General features: G+C 53.0%; 13 protein-coding genes. 7 read left to right on the plus strand and 6 right to left on the minus strand.

What is annotated here, in order from left to right; genetic code table 11:
* Positions 1 to 139: 139 nt before the first annotated feature.
* The 4 genes from RDV48_15455 to RDV48_15470 all read left to right on the plus strand — a co-directional run bounded on the left by RDV48_15455 (position 140) and on the right by RDV48_15470 (position 5049).
* Complete coding sequence (locus RDV48_15455; GenBank protein MDQ7824198.1) at positions 140 to 1228, plus strand: hypothetical protein; 1089 nt, start codon at positions 140 to 142, stop codon at positions 1226 to 1228.
* A 76-nt stretch (positions 1229 to 1304) separates the two neighbouring features.
* On the plus strand, positions 1305 to 1901 hold the full coding sequence (locus RDV48_15460; GenBank protein ID MDQ7824199.1) for a hypothetical protein: 597 nt from the start codon (positions 1305 to 1307) through the stop codon (positions 1899 to 1901).
* Complete coding sequence (locus RDV48_15465; protein ID MDQ7824200.1) at positions 1898 to 3844, plus strand: OPT family oligopeptide transporter; 1947 nt, start codon at positions 1898 to 1900, stop codon at positions 3842 to 3844. Before RDV48_15460 ends, RDV48_15465 begins: the two co-directional genes overlap by 4 nt.
* A 65-nt stretch (positions 3845 to 3909) precedes the next feature.
* Entirely contained in the window at positions 3910 to 5049 is a 1140-nt protein-coding gene (locus tag RDV48_15470; protein ID MDQ7824201.1) for a hypothetical protein, read from the plus strand.
* A gap of 49 nt (positions 5050 to 5098) precedes the next feature.
* On the opposite strand, the gene RDV48_15475 is transcribed toward RDV48_15470, so the two are convergent.
* Both RDV48_15475 and RDV48_15480 read right to left on the minus strand, forming a co-directional pair.
* Positions 5099 to 5926 (minus strand): hypothetical protein, encoded by an 828-nt coding sequence (locus RDV48_15475; GenBank protein ID MDQ7824202.1) that lies wholly within the window; start codon positions 5924 to 5926, stop codon positions 5099 to 5101.
* A 22-nt stretch (positions 5927 to 5948) separates the two neighbouring features.
* Positions 5949 to 8783 (minus strand): sugar phosphate nucleotidyltransferase, encoded by a 2835-nt coding sequence (locus tag RDV48_15480; GenBank protein MDQ7824203.1) that lies wholly within the window; start codon positions 8781 to 8783, stop codon positions 5949 to 5951.
* A 495-nt stretch (positions 8784 to 9278) separates the two neighbouring features.
* On the opposite strand from RDV48_15480, the gene RDV48_15485 reads away from it, so the two are divergent.
* On the plus strand, positions 9279 to 10871 hold the full coding sequence (locus RDV48_15485; GenBank protein ID MDQ7824204.1) for a hypothetical protein: 1593 nt from the start codon (positions 9279 to 9281) through the stop codon (positions 10869 to 10871).
* 2 nt (positions 10872 to 10873) lie between these two features.
* On the opposite strand, the gene RDV48_15490 is transcribed toward RDV48_15485, so the two are convergent.
* From RDV48_15490 to RDV48_15505, 4 genes are read right to left on the minus strand one after another with little or no spacing between them, the layout of a single operon-like run.
* Positions 10874 to 12226: a hypothetical protein gene (locus RDV48_15490; protein MDQ7824205.1), complete on the minus strand. Its 1353-nt coding sequence runs from the start codon at positions 12224 to 12226 to the stop codon at positions 10874 to 10876.
* 49 nt (positions 12227 to 12275) lie between these two features.
* Positions 12276 to 12890, minus strand: coding sequence for a hypothetical protein (locus tag RDV48_15495; protein ID MDQ7824206.1), 615 nt, complete (start codon positions 12888 to 12890; stop codon positions 12276 to 12278).
* Between the two features lie 21 nt (positions 12891 to 12911).
* Positions 12912 to 15128, minus strand: coding sequence for a transglutaminase-like domain-containing protein (locus tag RDV48_15500; GenBank protein ID MDQ7824207.1), 2217 nt, complete (start codon positions 15126 to 15128; stop codon positions 12912 to 12914).
* A 12-nt stretch (positions 15129 to 15140) separates the two neighbouring features.
* On the minus strand, positions 15141 to 15659 hold the full coding sequence (locus RDV48_15505; GenBank protein ID MDQ7824208.1) for a hypothetical protein: 519 nt from the start codon (positions 15657 to 15659) through the stop codon (positions 15141 to 15143).
* 478 nt (positions 15660 to 16137) lie between these two features.
* Between RDV48_15505 and RDV48_15510 the strand changes: the two genes are divergently transcribed.
* Together RDV48_15510 and RDV48_15515 are read left to right on the plus strand one after the other, a co-directional pair.
* Positions 16138 to 16713 carry a sigma-70 family RNA polymerase sigma factor gene (locus tag RDV48_15510; protein ID MDQ7824209.1) on the plus strand — a complete coding sequence of 192 codons (576 nt, stop codon included), beginning with the start codon at positions 16138 to 16140 and terminating at the stop codon, positions 16711 to 16713.
* Complete coding sequence (locus RDV48_15515; protein MDQ7824210.1) at positions 16710 to 17285, plus strand: zf-HC2 domain-containing protein; 576 nt, start codon at positions 16710 to 16712, stop codon at positions 17283 to 17285. Before RDV48_15510 ends, RDV48_15515 begins: the two co-directional genes overlap by 4 nt.
* The last annotated feature ends 8 nt before the right edge of the window (positions 17286 to 17293 follow it).

Consider the following 17293-nt stretch of genomic DNA (forward strand, 5'->3'; position numbering starts at 1 on the left):
AAACTGCCGGGAACTTCTCGAATATTTATGATAAGCCTTTTTGTGCTCCAGAGCATAACTGGCGCCATCATTATACTTGAGAGCATAATGTGCGTCAGTATGAGCAGTTTATGCATAAAATCGCTTGAGGGGTGTTTTTATGAAGAAAATGAGTCCCTGGCCATGCCAGTATGGGAATTCCCAGGCACGAAACCAGGCTTCTGCCGCGGGGCCGAGGAGAGGACTTGTCACCGCGCAGTGCACTTTTGAAAACGGAGTTTTTTACACTCCTCTTATCGGCGAGAATGATGAAATCGTGATAGCCCTCAGGGAATCCATCATTATGCTGGACAGGCATCTCAAGAGGAAGTGGGAGAAGGATCTCTGTTCTCCCCGCACCCTGGCTTTCTGGGGCAAGGGAAAGCTGGTCATAGGGTGCACAGACGGCCTTGCCCATATTGACAGTTCAAAGAAACTGACCATCCTTCCCCTTCCCGATGAGTTCAAGAAGGGTTCCCTCACTCCCTTCATTCACATAGTGGCAGGTCCCTCCAATAACCTCTATGCCCTCACCGGAGACGCCGTGTTCTGCATGAACGAGGATTTTGAGATTCTCTGGAGTGAGAACCTGGCGGCCCGCTTCGGGCTCTTCGGAGGCTGGAGGATGGCCCTCAGCAAAGGCGGCCAGGTCTTCATTTCCGGGGCCTTTTCCTGGTCCACCGAAGATGAGAGCAAGGAGTATGCAGGTTACCTGGCGGCCCTGAGCGAAAAAGGAGAGTTTCTGTGGCAGAAGAACCACGATCTTGATTCCCTTCCTACATCGAGCGGCATCTCCCTGAGACTTACCACATCGGACTCGGAACTGTGGCTTTCCGATGCCGGCGCTGCCTGTTATGACTTTGACGGGAACCTGCGCTGGAGAGATCAGGACGAGGAGAAAATAGCTTTCGTGCAGGCAATAAGCAATGATAACCAGGCTGTCCTCACGAGAAAAGAGGAAGTGTTTTCCCTCTCCTCACAGAATAATTTCCACGAGCATCATATTGCCATGCTCAATGGATGGCCCCACGAAATGGTAATGGACAGCGAGAGAGTCCTCTATATTCTCACGAGCGAAGGACTTGAAGGGTGGTCATATTCCGGCGAGCAGATTTTTGAGATAAAGGGCATTATCGGTGACAGGATTTCCATCGGCAACGGATATCTTGTAGTCAGCTCCCGGCGCGGCAAGATTACCGTTGTTGAGTGAAATGTGGCTTTAAAGAAAGATTTCCCCGGGGCCGCACTCCCAAAGACGTCATGAAATAAAGTAAGAGGTGAGCACTATGAAAAAAGCTGGACTGATGATCGTCATTCTGGGCTTTCTGATGATTTTTGCGGCAGCTTCGGTAACGCCTGCTGCCGCGGCAGATGACTATCTCTGGACCAATGAATCCGCAATGACCCGTTTCCTGGCAAAGTATTACCATATCGATCCGATCGTGGTAATCTCCCTGGGGCAGCGGATGAATTTCCCTGATGACGTGTCGGTGGCGATATATCTCGCAAAAGCCGCCGAGAGGAGCCCCATGGAGTTTCTGGAGCCGAGGATCTCCAAGAAGAGCTGGATGGAGATAACGGGGCTCCTGAAGCTCGATCCCGTCATACTGTTCACTGCCCTTCCCCCCAAAACGCCGGTCCCAGAGGTGTTCAAGCATGCATACCAGGAGTACAACAAGCACCAGAAGGATTCTGCATATCCGATAATCCTTTATGACAAAGAGTTCAGGAATCTCGTGCAGCTCAAGCTTATGACAGATGCATTTAAAAAGCCGCCGCAGGATGTCATGAAGGCGGTGAGCCAGGGGAAGAGCTTCACCTCCCTTATCCTGGCAGAGTTGAGCAGCAAAGATGACAAGGGAAGCAGGAACGAGGACCAATGAGCAGTTCAGAGCATCACCAGACCCCCGGGGATTTGGATGAAAAGACCGGCGATGCCACAGATGCGGGCGGCGGGGAAAAGAATTTCGTCATTGAAAAAGTCCCCTCAATGGATTTTACCGGCATGTCTCCCGACGAGATAGAGAATTACTGGGTGAAGCATATTTACAAGGGCGACAAGGAGCGGCAGCTCACTTTCAGATCGGTCCTCATGGGCATGCTGCTGGGAGGGATCATGTCCCTCTCAAACCTCTATGTGGGCCTCAAAACAGGGTGGGGCATAGGAGTGGCCATCACGTCCTGCATACTTGCCTTCAGCATCTTCAAGGCTCTCCAGAGGCTTCTTCCGTTCTGGATAAAACAAGAATTCACCGTCCTTGAGAACAACATGATGCAGTCAGCAGCATCAGCGGCAGGATATATGACATCGGCGGGGCTTGTTTCGGCCATTCCCGCTCTTATGATGCTCACAGGCCAGACCATGTCTCCCCTCGAGCTTATCCTTTGGCTTGCCGCAGTGAGTTTTCTCGGGTGTATCATGGCCATTCCCATGAAGCGGCAGATGATTAACGTGGAGCAGCTCAAGTTTCCCAGCGGCATTGCTGCGGCGGAGACGCTTCAGAGCATGCATGCCCACGGCGGAGAGGCTGCCCTCAAGGCCAGGACGCTTGGTCTCTCGGCAATAGTGGGAGTTCTGGTGGCATGGTTCCGTGACGGCAAAGTTGCCTGGATGAAGGGCCTCAATATCCCGGGAATGTTCCCCCTTCCCTTTTCCATATTCGGCGTCCCCTGCAGCAAGCTCACCATAGGATTCGAGGGGAGCCTCATCATGATAGGCGCCGGTGCCATCATCGGCCTGAAGGTCACCATCAGCATGCTGGCAGGTGCCGTGATCAATTATATCCTGCTGGCCCCCTTCCTGATAAAGTCCGGCGTGATAAAGGAGGCGGCAGGCTACAGGGAGATCGTGAAGTGGAGCCTCTGGCCCGGCGTGGCCCTGATGCTTACCTCCTCCCTTGTCACTTTTGCCCTCAACTGGAAGGTTCTGGCCCGGGCTTTCAAGGGGTTGGGCGCCATGTTCGGAGGAGCCAGGAAGGGCGATGAGGATCCCATAGAGCGCGTTGAATCCCCCATGTCGTGGTTCATCATAGGGGTCATTGTAGTGGGTGCTTACTGCGTGTATCTCCAGACCACAATGTTTCAGATACACTGGTGGATGGGTGTGCTTGCCGTGCTTCTCTCCTTTGTGCTCTCCATTGTGGCCTGCAGGGCGAGCGGCGAGACCGATATCAATCCCATCGGGGCCATGGGAAAAATCACGCAGCTCACTTACGGGGTGATTGCACCCGGGAACGTGACGGCAAACCTCATGACGGCATCAATCACCTCGGGAGCGGCCTCACACTCAGCCGATCTTCTCTCTGATCTCAAGAGCGGCTATATCCTTGGAGCAAACGCGCGTATGCAGTTCATCGCCCAGTTTTTTGGCATTATCGCAGGGGCCCTTTTTTCGGTGCCGGTATACAACCTGCTTGTTCCCAACGCGAGTGTTCTCGGCACAGACAAGATACCCGCCCCGGCGGCGCAGGTATGGAAAGGCGTGGCGGAGCTTCTCTCCAAGGGTATTGAATCACTGCCACCCTCGGCCCTTTTCGCCGTCAAGATAGCGGCGGTGCTCGGCGTGGCACTGGCCCTCCTGGAATGGTATGTGCCGAAATCAAGAAAATACCTCCCCTCGGCAGCGGGCCTCGGAATGGCTTTCGTAATTCCCTTCTTCAACAGTTTCTCGATGTTCATCGGCGCCGTCATCGCCTATCTTTATCACCGGTATTATCGCAGCGCTGCCAGGATGTACACCATACCCATAAGCTCCGGCCTTATAGCGGGGGAGAGCCTCATGGGAATTGTCATCGCGGCGCTCACCATGCTCAATATAATAAGATGAAGTGCCCCGCCAGGTTCCGGCGCCTTTTTCTCTTGCTCTGCATCCTCCTCGCATGGTGTATTGTGATGGAGTTCGCGGTGCGGTTCACAGGGAAGCACGATATGAACGGCAACTTCTTTTTCAGGAACAGAAGGCTCAGGCCCTACCGGCTCCCTCTTGTCAGCACTGGTGAGGCCCTTGAGGCATTCCGGTCAGGCCGGAAAACCTATATCATATACGACGCCGCAACAGGATGGGCGATAAGGCCCTCGTATGGAGCGGATACTTCGCTCTATTGCAGCAGTGATGAGGGGATCCGCGTGGGTTCTGAAAAGACGAGGTTTTCCAGGGCTCCCGGCAAAGGGATAGTAAGGATTGCCCTCTTCGGCGACTCCTTCATTCACGGGAACGAGGTGAGCTTCAGCGGCTCACTGGGCTCCCATCTTGAGAAAAAAATGAACACACAGGGGGGCACGGCGGAAGTGATGAACTTCGGGGTGCCGGGATACGGCATAGACCAGGCATACCTGCGCTATCTTCACAAGGGGAGGCAGTTCGTGCCCCCCGTGGTCATCCTTGGCCTTCAATGTGAGAATATCAAGAGAGATGTCAACATGTTGTGCCCCCTTTACAACCCATTCGCCTTTCTGCCCTTTACCAAGCCGAGGTACCTCGCCATGGGGGAAGGGCTCGAACTGCTGAATTCTCCCCCTCTCCCCCAGGATAAGGTGATGCCCCTCCTCCAGAATATGGCATCGTGGGACCTGGCTCCCCATGAGTTCTGGTGGAACAAAGAGGATTATAAGGAGACGCTTCTTACAAAAAGCAGGTTCATCTCATTACTGATAAGCCTCACTTCTTCAGAGGAGAGCTTTTACAGGCTCAGGAATGAACCTGTGGCGGTCTCGCTGAAGATCATCGATCTTTTCAGGAGTGAGGTGGAATCACAGGGAGCCGCTTTCCTGATTGTCCATCTCCCCACAAGGCAGGATATTGACTTCTCAAGGAAGGGCAGTAAGCTTCTCTGCAGGGACTTTATCAAGGCCCTCGAGGAGAAAAACACCGTTCTGAAGCCTGAGGCTCTCCTTGTCAAGGAGAAGACTGCGGACCTTTTCTGCCAGGGGGGCCATTACACTTCAAAAGGAAACGAGATAATCGCGCAGTCCATAGCAGAGCATCTCGAGAAGACAGGCAGCCTCAAATCCCGCGCTCCAAAACAAAACTAGCGCCATCACGGGAGATGGCGCCAGCATTATGGGCATTCAGGCAGTCCTGCTATTTCTTGGCGAGGGGGCTCTCCTCGGAGTTAATCATCTCGGTGATCTCATCCAGGAAATGAGCAATCCAGACATTCAGGCCCGGCGTGTACGACGGCATATCCTCAATGAAGAAATCCTCAAAGATGAGCTTTCTCATCTGGTCATCGAGGCCGTACTGGATATCGATGAGGATGGATATTATGGAGGATACGTCGCCGTCAGGGGCCTTTTCCAGTCGCATGCGGGACCGCAGGAACTGGATGCATTCAAGATAGACCTCGCTGATTTTCTTTGCAAGCTTCTTCGACACCTGCTCCGAGATCCTCACGTCGTCGCGGAGCCTTACGCGGAGGTTCTCCTCGAGGGCTTCCCTGTCTGCCGTAAAGGCTTCCCTCATCAGGTCCTGTGTTTCATCGTGGGAGGTGCTCTCTTCAGCGGGTTTTGAAGTCGAGGGGGCGCTCTCCTCTGCAGAGGGCTCCTCTTCCTCCTCCTCCTCCTCCTCGTTATACTCCTCGCTTTCAAAAGCCTCTTCAAGATTTTCTATCAGGATCTCCAGTGGCTCGGAAACCTCCCTTATCGTCAATGAAATGGTCCTGCAGGTGTCCTTGAGGTAGAGGATGTACTTCAGGTGGCTTTCCCATTCACTTTCCGGGATCTGGAGGAACCTGTCCACGAAGTTGATGTAATCGGTGACAAGTGATGAGACATGGCTGATATAGTAAGAGGGGCGGATAATCGCCAGTGAGTTTATCTTGGTGGTGGCAACCTTCTTGTAGATTTTTGCCGAGATGTCAGCTGTTGATACCTGTTCTGCTACCTTTTTCTTGATTTCTTCCCAAGTCATAATAAAATCACATCCTTTCTCGTTATTGCAATAATTCAACGATCTTGCGCCGTAATTCCTCTCCTTTCATTTCCCTTACGGAGCGGATTTTACCTGCAAGCATTTCATTCTTCAGCTCAAATTCTATCCAGCGGACAAAATCCTCTCTCCTTACGTGATATTCAAGCGACTCAAGCTCCAGGGAGTCAATGGCGTCGCGAAGTTCCCTGAGGCTCCTGGCCTTTTTCCCGAGGTAGCGCCCCGGGATCCAGAAGTGAAAAGACTTCTCAGGGGAGACCAGGTGGACAGGTTCATTGCATTTTCGTTTCCTGAGCGGTGTCTTATCCCTTGGCGGCTCAGGCTCTGGAGAGGCTTCCCGCTCACTGAGCAGGCAGCGGACCTCTCCTTCGAACTTCGCGAGTAGCTCCCGGGCCTCCTTTCGTGAAGGCGCCTCGGTGATTATGTGAATTGACGCTTCTATGGGATCGGGCACAAGGAGCACCCATGATCTGCTGAAATGGATCTTAAGGCCGTCAATGGTCTCAATGGGCTGCTCACGGTTTTGCTCCAGGAGCTTTCTCATGATACGCCCCTTCTCCTGGAAGCTGCATTCCACGCTTTTCTCCTCCTGGAAGAAGGGGGGAAGCTCTTCAACGGCCTTTGAGACAGTGGCATGATGGGTCGCGAGAAACTCAAGGAGCTTCGCAAAGGCGAACATCGCGTCAAAGGCGGAGTGGAACCGGGGATATATGAAGGCGCCCTTCTCGTTGCCTGCAAAGATAATCTTCTTTTCCCCCAGAGCGGCCGCGTGCATGAGCGAGCGGCCGTCAAGCTTCGTGCGGATAACGCTGCCATGAGAGCGGTGAGCAATCAGATCAAGTATGGAAGGAGCGCTCACAGGCACGGCAATTACGGCGTCCTTCACCGATTTGAAGACGAGCGCCGCCATGAGGGAGAGAAGCACATTGTTGGGAATTATGGAGCCCTTTTCATCAATGAGGAAAAGGCACTCGGCATCAAAGTCAACAAAGATGCCCAGGTCTGATCCCAGGGTTGTCACCACTTTGGCGAGCTGGGTGAGGGATTTTCTCCTGTTTGCCTGGGTCTGGAGCTCTTTTGAGGGATCAAGGTAGGCATTGATGGCGACAGTGTCGCACCCAAGCTTGCCGAGTATCACGGGAAAGATAATGGAGGACGTGTTATAGCCGTAGTCTATCACTACCTTGAAACCGGCATTTCTTATCACGGAGCCGACCAGGTTGTGGAAAAAGCCTTCAGTGTAATTATCAAGGGCTCTTGCGGGAAAGCTTATATCTCCCACCTCCTCGAGGGAGGTGCGCCGGAAGTCTTCCCTGAAAAAGATGTTTTCAATTTTTCGCTCCGCGTCCTTGTCAATATTGATGCCTCTCTTGTCATAGAACTCGATGAGGACCGACCGGGGATCTGAGGGGTTTATCCTGGTGTGGACCCCTCCCCTGGCCACGCTGTTTCTGGTGGAGTGCCTTGAGAGGGGCGTGGGCATAACCCTGTGGTCCCAGATATTGATACCCACGGAGGTGAGGCCGCAGATGACCGAGCGGTTGATCAGCCTCGCGGCGGGATGGGCATCCCTGCTCGTGGATACTATCGCTCCCTTTTCCAGGTAAGCCCCGAAAGCAGCGCCCAGTTTCATGGCAAATTCAGGGGTAATCTCGATATTCGCAATGCCCGTGATCCCGTCTTCACCGAAGAGGGATCCCTGCCAGCGCCCCCCCCATATGAGGCTCATGCTCACCGTGGAGCCTGCCTCGATTTTCTTTTCCGGCCATATCTTGACATTTGAGCTTATCTGGGTCCCCTTGCCGATAAAGCACTTGTCGCCTACGATAGCCCCCTCAAGGGTCAGCGCCTTTTCCTTGAGAGTCACCCCGCGGCAGAGGATAGTACCGTTCACCCGCGAGTTTTTCCCGATATATGCATTGGACCATACGATGGACCTCTGCAGGGAGGCGCCCTCCTCTATGATGCAGTTGTCGCCTATGGCGGTGAACTCATCTATGAGCACGTTTTCCTTGATCTTGCAGTTTTTCCCTATTACCACCGGTCCATCGCCGTGGACACTGGAGTGGAGTTCAGAGTTGTCGCCTACCCAGAGGTTTTTTCTGACCTGTTTGCCTGGAATGATGGCCTTGACGTTTTTTGAGAAAGTGTCATAGATGGCCTGGCGGTATTGCTGGAGGTTCCCGATGTCGCACCAGTACCCCTTTGAAATAAAGCCATACAGGGGCTTCCCCTCGTCAAGGAGAACAGGGAAGATATCCTTGCTGAAGTCATAGACCTTGCCCGGCTCCATCGAGTCCAGCATCGCGGGCTCCAGGCAATAGATTCCCGTGTTGATGGTGTCGCTGAATACCTCGCCCCAGCTGGGCTTTTCCAGGAACCGCTTGATACGATGCTCCTCGTCAGTTATCACGACGCCGAACTCAAGGGGATTGGCGACCCTCGTGAGGGTGATGGTGGCCTGTGATTCTTTCTCCCTGTGGAACTGTATGATCTCGCTGAGATCAAAGTCCGTAAGGGCATCACCGCTCAGGATAAGGAAGGTCTCGTCAAGGTATTGACGGACCTTTCTTACGCTTCCCGCCGTTCCCAGAGGCTCATCTTCGACTGAATAGACCATGCTCACGCCGAATTCACGGCCGTCACCGAAGTAGCTCACGATCTCCTCTGCAAGATAGTGGAGCGTCACTATGATCTCAGTGATCCCATGGAGCTTGAGCAGATCGATTATGTGCTCCATTATGGGCTTATTACAGACGGGAACCAGGGGTTTGGGCCTGTTGATGGTGAGAGGGCGCAGCCTTGTCCCTTCTCCTCCCGCCATTACCACTGCTTTCATGACAACCTCCGGGAATTGCCATAGGGTTCTGCCTGAGGCTTCGGCCCCTTACCCCATTGAGGTTTTCTGCCGGTGATGAGGTGCGTGCCTTATGTGAGGATACTGGAGCAAGGGATTACCGCTCTGAGACCGTGAATCTTATATGCCTCTCGATGCTGTTCTCTATGCAAAAGGAAAATCCTTCTCCTTCCCTGCCGTCCGGCTTCTCTTCCGGAGTCCCGTGGCAGCAGTTTCCCGCTGAAAGATAATCCCCGGCAGCGGAATCAGGCGGCGGGAAGGGCATGATTTTAAGGTGGAGAAGGATTTTCATGAAATTCGGAGAAAAGTTTTCTAGTGGTATCTCCCTGTGATAAAGATATATTCAACCCTCTCGAAGGGGAGTAGTGAAAGCCCGTCAAAAACCTGCAGAGACTGCAGGTTTTGCCGCGGGAATACCCCGGCGGGCAGATGGTCCGACAGACACCCGAGTAGCGGGAAGGAAAGGCAGTGGATCCTATGATGAAGATAAAACAGAAAAGAATCTTGCTCCAGATTACCCCTGATATACTTCACGCCTTCCAGAAAAGCATGCTGACCCGTTTTAACCCCCTCATCGCCGGCATGAAAAGAGAATACTGGAACAGGATCAACCTGCCCTCAGGCGATGTCGAAAAATGGCTTGTTGACGAGTTCGTGCCTGCCGGAGATACAAGGTTTTTGGGCGATCTGCTGATGATGGATCCTGATACGCTCTTCTATTACAAGTTTGACAGGAGTGAGCAGTCGCTGGAAGTGGGCATTATGACCAAGGGCGATCCCCAGAACCTTATGACTTTCTGCACTCAGGTGAAGGAAATCCTGGAGGCGGGCAGGGCAAGTTTTTTTAATGACTGGAATGATATTGAGTTCTCAAGCGAGGCCCTCCAGACGATCATGGAGACTTCGATGGTGCTGCAGCCCTCCCCTCAGGAAGTGCAGGCAGCCCGTGCACTCGAGGATGAGAATGCCAGGAAATTCCTTGAGAAGATCAAGGGAGCCGATGCAACGTCCCTTTACAAGCTTGTGGACCCCAAGGAGCTTCCCAGGCTTGCCCCCACCGTGGACATGTTTGAGAAAATGGGCCTTCTCACGAAGGATTTCATCGTGCAATGCAGCAAGACAGGGCAGCCTATTCTCAAGGTCTCCTCCAGGAGCGCTCTTGAGGAGACTCCGCAGGGTGCCAATAAATGCTTTATCTGCGGCAATCCCCTCTCCAAGGAGACCATTGATGAAATAGTCTCCTGTTCAGACTTCGGGAGAAAGCTCGTGGACAGGAATTACTGGTTCCCTGTGAGGGTGCTGAGCGCCCTGGAGAAGTACGGAATCCCGACGGCGGCAGTGCGGGTATGGAACTCGGAAAATGATCTCATCAACCTCTTTTTCACCAAAAATGAGCAGTCATATCTTTTCATGCTCTGCAACAGGAAGCTTACGCTTGATGATGCCTATTACATCAACGGCTATCTTTCTGCCTACGGGATAAGCCATGCCCTTGTCATAAGCACGGAGAAGATCTCTCTCATCATGAGAAAGCACATCGATGAGAATAACAAGGGCACCGCCATCAGCTACATCGATTCTTTCAGTGACTGTGATGATATGGTGGCCTATTTCCTGCTTGAGAGGGAAAAGGTCTATGTCTCAACGATCCTGGAGTCATTCTCACCTCTTACACCGGTGAGAATCCAGGACCTTGTGCTGAAGAGAGTGGGAAAGGATATCCCCTCCCTTCCTCATGAGAGCTTTGTACCCCGCCGCGCTGTCCATGAGGCCCCTCCCCAGGCAGCGCCTCCGCCGCCTCCTCCGCAGGTCCCGCCATCTGTGCCTCAGGCCCAGCATCAGTCTCCGTCTCCCTCCATAGAAGACGAAGAGGAAAAGGATCCGCTTCTGGAGGAGCTTACCTCCATCACGCCGGCACAGAAGCCCCAGGCAGCGCCTCCTCCTCCTTCGCCTCCTCCGCCGGCGACCCAGGAGTCAGTGAGCTTTCCCGATCTCTTCGGCAAGGATGACGGCGACGAGCCCTTCCTGATGGAGGAAGTGTTCCCCATAGACGACAGCATGGAGAAGTAGGGTTACTCTTCGTAGACGAGGCTGAACTCGAAGGGAACAAGGGGGGCAATGTCTATCGAGGATATCTCCAGGGTGGCGCGGCTTCCCCTGTAATGTACAGGCGGGAAGGAAACGCCTTTAATCACCATTCCATGCTTTTCGCTCCAGTGGGAGCTCTTGTCCAGGGGCTGGTACTCAAATCCTTCCTTGTCGATTATCTTCATCTCCCTCATCCTCACGTAATTCACGTTCCCGGTGAAGAGCTCCATGTGGTGGGAGATCAGGATATATTCCGTATCGTAGCGGATATCGTCAATGATCAGCTTCCCGCTCACATTGATGAAAGGGGAACTCACCTGGAAGGGGAGCTCCTTGTTCTGCTCGGAGTCCTTGAGGTCCAGCTCGAAGACCCAGGGCTCCTCAAGGGCAAGGTTGAAGACTTCTTCGATCCTGAGGCGGAGCTGCCTGATGTCGTCAAAAGCATCGCAGAAATAATAGAACCTCGTGTTATATATCCCCCAGGGCCCGCTCCCTGAAGTGGGAAAGAGATACTGGTCCAGCTTGTTCTGAACGGTTATTTTGAAGAACATGGGCCTCAGGATATTGAGGCCGGACTGTTTGAGGCGCAGGGCGAAATCCATGGGATCCTTTGAGCGCCTGAGCACCTCGATGAAGCGGTGCTTCCACTCCTCATCGTCAGTCTCGAGGGTTCTGTGGTAGGAATCACAGTAGAGCATCGTGCCGGTGATTCCCGAGAGGGCTTTCGAGATCCTGAGGACCTGGTTCAGCAGGGGTATTAAAATATGGCAGGGATGAGAGCTCGTGAGCTTTTCCCTGAGAGAGAGATCGGGGGCAAAGACAAATCGCCACTGCCCCGAGCATTCCCAGGTGGGCGGAAGCTCCATTGAAGGTGCCTGGAGCTCTTCCCGCCACCTTTCGATTTTTTCAAGCAGTGTGCCATCAATATCCAGGGGCGGTTCCCAGGGATCATTGATGGTGTTGATTTTTACCAGGGGAAGCTTTCCCTCCTCAACGATCTGGAGCTGCAGAACGGTGAGGGTGAGGAGTTTTGACTGGGGAAGGACAGGCTCGAACTCAAGAAACCATGGGAAGGGCTCTCCGCCTGTGATGCTCTTTACGCTCAACAGGCAGTAGCTGATGCCGTTCTCCTCGTCTGTGAGCGTGGCCTTCGACACCGTGTAGCCCATGGTATTGTCGCGTATCTCGAAGCCTATGACAGTCCTGATGATATCGCATACGAGATTCTTTACCAGTATCTTCACACCGAGATCAACAGCGACCTGCTGGATCTGCTGGAGGGCGCCGAGTGATTCAGCCCTCTTCAGCAAGGCCACGAAATCCTCTTCTCTCTGCATCGAAGGCTCCCCTGTGTATCAAGCGCGACTGTGCTGAGCGGTCACCGCCTCAGTCATTTTTCAGGTTGTCAGCCGGTATGTCAATAATGGTCACGCCGGGGGCGTTCCAGTGCCCGTCATCTTTATGTTCCTTTTCCTGCTGTGCCTCCCGGGCTTCCCGGACTTCCCTTGCAAGGGAATTAATCTTCTGCTGTATGGGGCCCTGGGTACTGCAGACCATCAAGCTGCAGCGGTCCGCAAGCTTCATCAGGCAGAGGGCCGTTGAAACAAAGGCTGCCGATATGCCGAAGAATTTAAGGACGCTGCACAGGGCGTTCTGGCTTTTCTTCTCCTCTTCTTGCGGCGACCTTTTTGAGAGGTTTCTGCCGAGGGCATGGACAAGTGCATAAAGGCCAAGTCCGCAGGCGACGCCGGTTACGATAAGATCAGGAGTCTCGTAGAGCGAGATGAATTTCACCCTGTCATCTCTGAACTCGATGTAACCCAGAGGAGATTTCTCGCGGACTTCCCTCTCGGCCCCGTCCTCGTCGGTCATCACTGAGGTGACCATCCTTCCTACGGGGATAATGGTGACTGAGCTGTACACCCTTGGTTCTCCAAAAATTGTCGCAGTCTCAGTCGCCCTGTGGTGCTGCTGGAGCTTCTCAAGAAAGCCTTTTTTCATGGGGAGGCCATCCTTTCCGGCTTATTTTTTAAGCTTGAATTCCGATTTAACCAGAGTAAACTCAAGCTCCTGGGGAGGCAGAGCTATTTTTACGACATTTCCATTGGGGTCTATGTAAAAGACCATGCCTTTCTTGGACTCGCAGCGGAAGGCATTGACCTCTTTGCCGCCTGCCTCTATCCTCTCGTAGTTTTTCACTTCCAGTTCAATCTCTCTTGTTCCGAGGTCCTCGGGAACAAAGGCGGTGAAGATATATTTCTTCCCGATCTGGAGCTTTGGTATCTGGCCTACCACAAGAGCCCATTGCGAGAGGAACCTCTGGTCAATGAGGTAAGTTCCCTTCGAGTACGGAATATCCCTCGTCTTCTCCGTGTCTGCCACTTTGAAGACCTGGGAGATCGTGTCCTTGCCGAACCGGAAGTGCTGGGTGACCAGGCTCCCTCCCATGCCGCTTTCCATCTGATATTCCAGGGGAAGCACGTTGGGCGTCATATGAAGCTTCCCTTCGGCCTTGAAGGTGTTATCGCCGATAGTGAGCGTTGAGGTGCTGGTGAAGATATAGGTCTCCCTTCCTTCCTGGAAGATGATGTCCTCTATCGCGGCCTTCTCCTCACCGATAATGTTCTCACCCTTCTTGATGGAGAATATTCTTTCCTCGCCTACAGGCCATGAAAGGTCCTTCTGGTAGTAAGAGACGGTCCTGGGGGGCCTGGGGGCGAAATCCAGTGATGTGATCTCGCCTGTCGTGATGTCACCGAATTCCCAGAGGCATATTCTTGTGGCGTCAATGGTCCCCTCGCCCGTCTCAGGGTCAAAGGGGAGCCAGCCATTGTTCTCAAGATAGACTTCAACCCAGTTTGAGGGCACAAAGTCGCCATCCTTGAATGCCATCCCGCCCACCTTTTTGGCGGGAATGCCGAGGGTTCGGCACATCGCCACCAACAGCATCGAGCGGCTTTCAGAGTTGCCTATGCCGTTCAGGAACGAAAAGAGGGCGCTGGGCATGGAGGTGCCGACCTTGATGTTGTCCTTTATCCATTTGCAAAGCCGCGAGGCGGCGGTGAAGGAGTCCTTTGACTTCCACGTGACCTCCATGGCCTTGTTCTTGATATACTCGTTATCGGTCTCGATGCCGGGCTCGGCCTTGAGGTAAGGCGCCAGGTCAGGGGGGATGGCGCGGGGCGGGAAGGGATTGGGCTTGTCCACGACAGGCTTTGAGGTCTTCACCTCAAATCTGCCTGCAGCGGAGAGCTCCGTCGCCTCGCCGGTGAAAATCTGCTCGAAGCCTATCACCTTGTGGCTGGTGCAGGTAATGCCCCGTCCGAAGAACTTGGCCTCCAGGGTGAGGCTCTCCACGCTTCTGGGATCAGGAAAGTAAAGGGGCGAGGGCACGATGTGGGTAGCCCAGAGATCGACGCCTTTCACTTTCTTGAACTCCTGCACCACCGACCTGTTGCTCAGTTCAAAGGTAAGGGTTCCTCCCACTTCCTTCATCCTTATTATCCGCCCGGAGGACTGATCAAACCATACTGTCATAAGGGGGATCCCATAAAAATCGTTGATGGTGTAAATTCTGCAGGTAATGCCTGTGCCATTGTGATCGATTTTTTCCTCCCTCGAGGGGATGACCTGGATATCGCCTGAGGTGCGCAACACCGGGTCATAGACACGGATCTTCGTGGTGCCCTGACGGGCGATGAGGATCAGCAGCAGGTAATGCTCCACAAAAGTGTCCAGGCGGCCCCAGAGGTTGTTCACGAAGAGAAAGCAGGCACTGTCAACGGGGATGATGGAGCTTGAGGCTTCCTTGCCCACGACGTTTTTCTGGGCAATGAGGCCCTTGGAGAAGATGACTTCCGAGAGGAGATCTGTCTGGGGCGTGGTCTGCTTCAGGAGCATATAGGCCGGCGAGAGTTCCTGGCTCGCCACGGAGAAGTCCATCTGGAATAAGGAGTCTTCAATATAGCCCATTCCTGCTTTCAGGCGCGAGAGGGACTGGAACTTTATGAAGGACTCGCCGGCAAGCTGCATTTTTCTCTCTACCTTGTAAACGCTGTACCCTATGAGGGTATCACCTGATTTCACGGCATAATAGATGTCATTGCCTTCTCGCAGAGAGGCGGCAGGGTCCTGGGGCTTTTTTCCTTTTTCCTGGGCAGGGAATGCCGGAACCGTGAGGAGGAGAATAATGCTTAGAGTGAGGAAGAATGCGAGAATTTTCCTGTGAAGTTCCGTCATAAATATAATCCTTTAGAGGGCCCTTTCCTGTTTGAGTTTGTTTTCAAGGCTGAGCGCGAAGCGTTCAGCGAATTTTTCTTTTCCGTAGCTTCTCCTGAGGGAATGAAAATCGTCACTGTGATGTCCCAGCTCATGAAGAAGCACGTGCTCAAGGATATACTTCCTGAAATGCTCCATTCTCCAGTAGCAGTACCAGTGCTCGCCCAGGACTTCCCACCGGGCCCCGAACCTGCTGTATTCCCTGATCATTGAGTCAGGAGGCTTCTCATGATAGATGAACTTGAAATCCCTTGGTATTGAGTATATCGTGATGGTGCCGTCGCAGTATGATGCGTCGGCGTTAGTCACTTTCTGGTGCGAGAGCCTTATGCGCTTGATGCCGTTGGTATTCTCCACCGGGATTTCCATGAGGACCTCTTTGATATCCTGTATGGTGCAGGGATATATATAGCCCTCTGGAAGCCTGTCAACAACAAACTTTATGCGGGCAATCGAGCGCGCTCGACGGTTTCCGTCTTCTCTCTTTTTCATGGAGCCATCACAGTTTTATACTCCAGAGCATACCAGACGACATCATTATGAACTGAGAACTGCTGATTAATTCCAAGTTCCTGCCTACAGGGAACATATATTCTATAATGCGCGTAAGTATGCTTCTGGGAGATTGAATTTGACAGGGAAGGTTCCTAATCCTTCAATGACGCCTATAAAAAGAAATTGTCGGGTGTTGAGCACCCGACCACTGGGACTTTGGGGGAGGAGAAGCCCAAAGTTAATTGCTACTAACCTTACACTCATATTATACGACCTCGGCAGGCCAAAAATCATTAACAGGATGCAACAATTGTTAACATTTTATGGCCGGTATATTAATTTTAGTTCATAAACCGGGAGGCCGGGGGATATTCTCCCGCCCCCGTCACCACAAGAAGAGGAATAAGAAAGGAAAGGAGAAAGTAAGGTTCTGTACAATATTGCGCCCATGGTCCCGTTATCCACAGTGAGGAACATGATGAAAAGCAACGATGACGATGCCTTGATGGAGAGCTTCAGGAAAGGAGACGCCTGTGCCTTTGAGACACTCTACGAACGTTACCGGCAGCCTCTCTTCAGGTATCTCTTCCTCATGCTTGACGACAGGGTTATGGCAGAAGACGTGTTCCAGGAGACTTTTCTCAAGGTTTTTCAGTTCCGCGGGCGCTACCGGCCGGGAGAGAAATTCTCCCACTTTCTCTTCAAGGTGGCGAAAAACAGCGCTATTGATGTGCTCAGGAAGGTGAAGAAGACAGTGCCTTTTGAAAGCGTGACCAATGAGCCAGCCCTTGCCGGAAGCGAGGCCAGATCCCCTGAGGAAGAAGCCATCCTTCAGGAGGAAACAAGGGCCCTTCACGACGCAATCAGGTCTCTGCCGCCGGAGCAGAGGCAGGTGCTCCTCTTGAGGGAATACCTGGACATCCCTTTCAAGGAAATTGCCCATCTTACCGGATGTCCCCTTAATACGGCCCTGGGTAGAATGCACTATGCCATCAGGCGCATCAGGGAGGCATTCAGGAAAATACCATCATCACAGGGGGGAAGAGCATGAACTGCGAGGATTTTGAGAAAATGTGCGTGCTTCATTCTTATAATGAGCTTGATGCCCGTGATCAGGCAATCCTGGAGCGCCATATGGCCGGCTGCCCCCGCTGCAGGCAGTATATGGATGATATGGGAGCCATAAGGAAAGGGCTGAAAAATCTGACGCTCCCTCAGCCTCCTGAGCTGGATCTTGCGGCGCTGAAACGCAGGGCAGATTCGGCAGCTCCTGAAAAGCTCTCCCTGTGGGATATTCTCACTCTTCCCAAGGCGAGGTATCTTGTGCCGGCATGTGCTCTCTTCGTGGCGGCGATTGCTATCGCCTTTGTGCTCACGGTGTCTCTTCATAATGGAGGCACGGGGGGGAGCCTCGCGGATTGCTCATGGACAACCGGTGATGAGAATTCCATCGAAGCGATACAGTCAGAAACAGAAGCCCTGAGGGCCGGGCGCCAGGACCTCTACGAGCTTCATGAGACGGTGCAAAGGAGGTGTGATTCCGATACGGGCCATGAATTGAGAATGCTTGGCTCCTACGAGAGCCAGATTGCCGATATACGAATAAGGATAAATGAATTCTAGGAGGTGTG

Source organism: Candidatus Eremiobacterota bacterium (assembly GCA_031082125.1).
GTDB lineage: Bacteria > Vulcanimicrobiota > CADAWZ01 > CADAWZ01 > Ess09-12 > Ess09-12.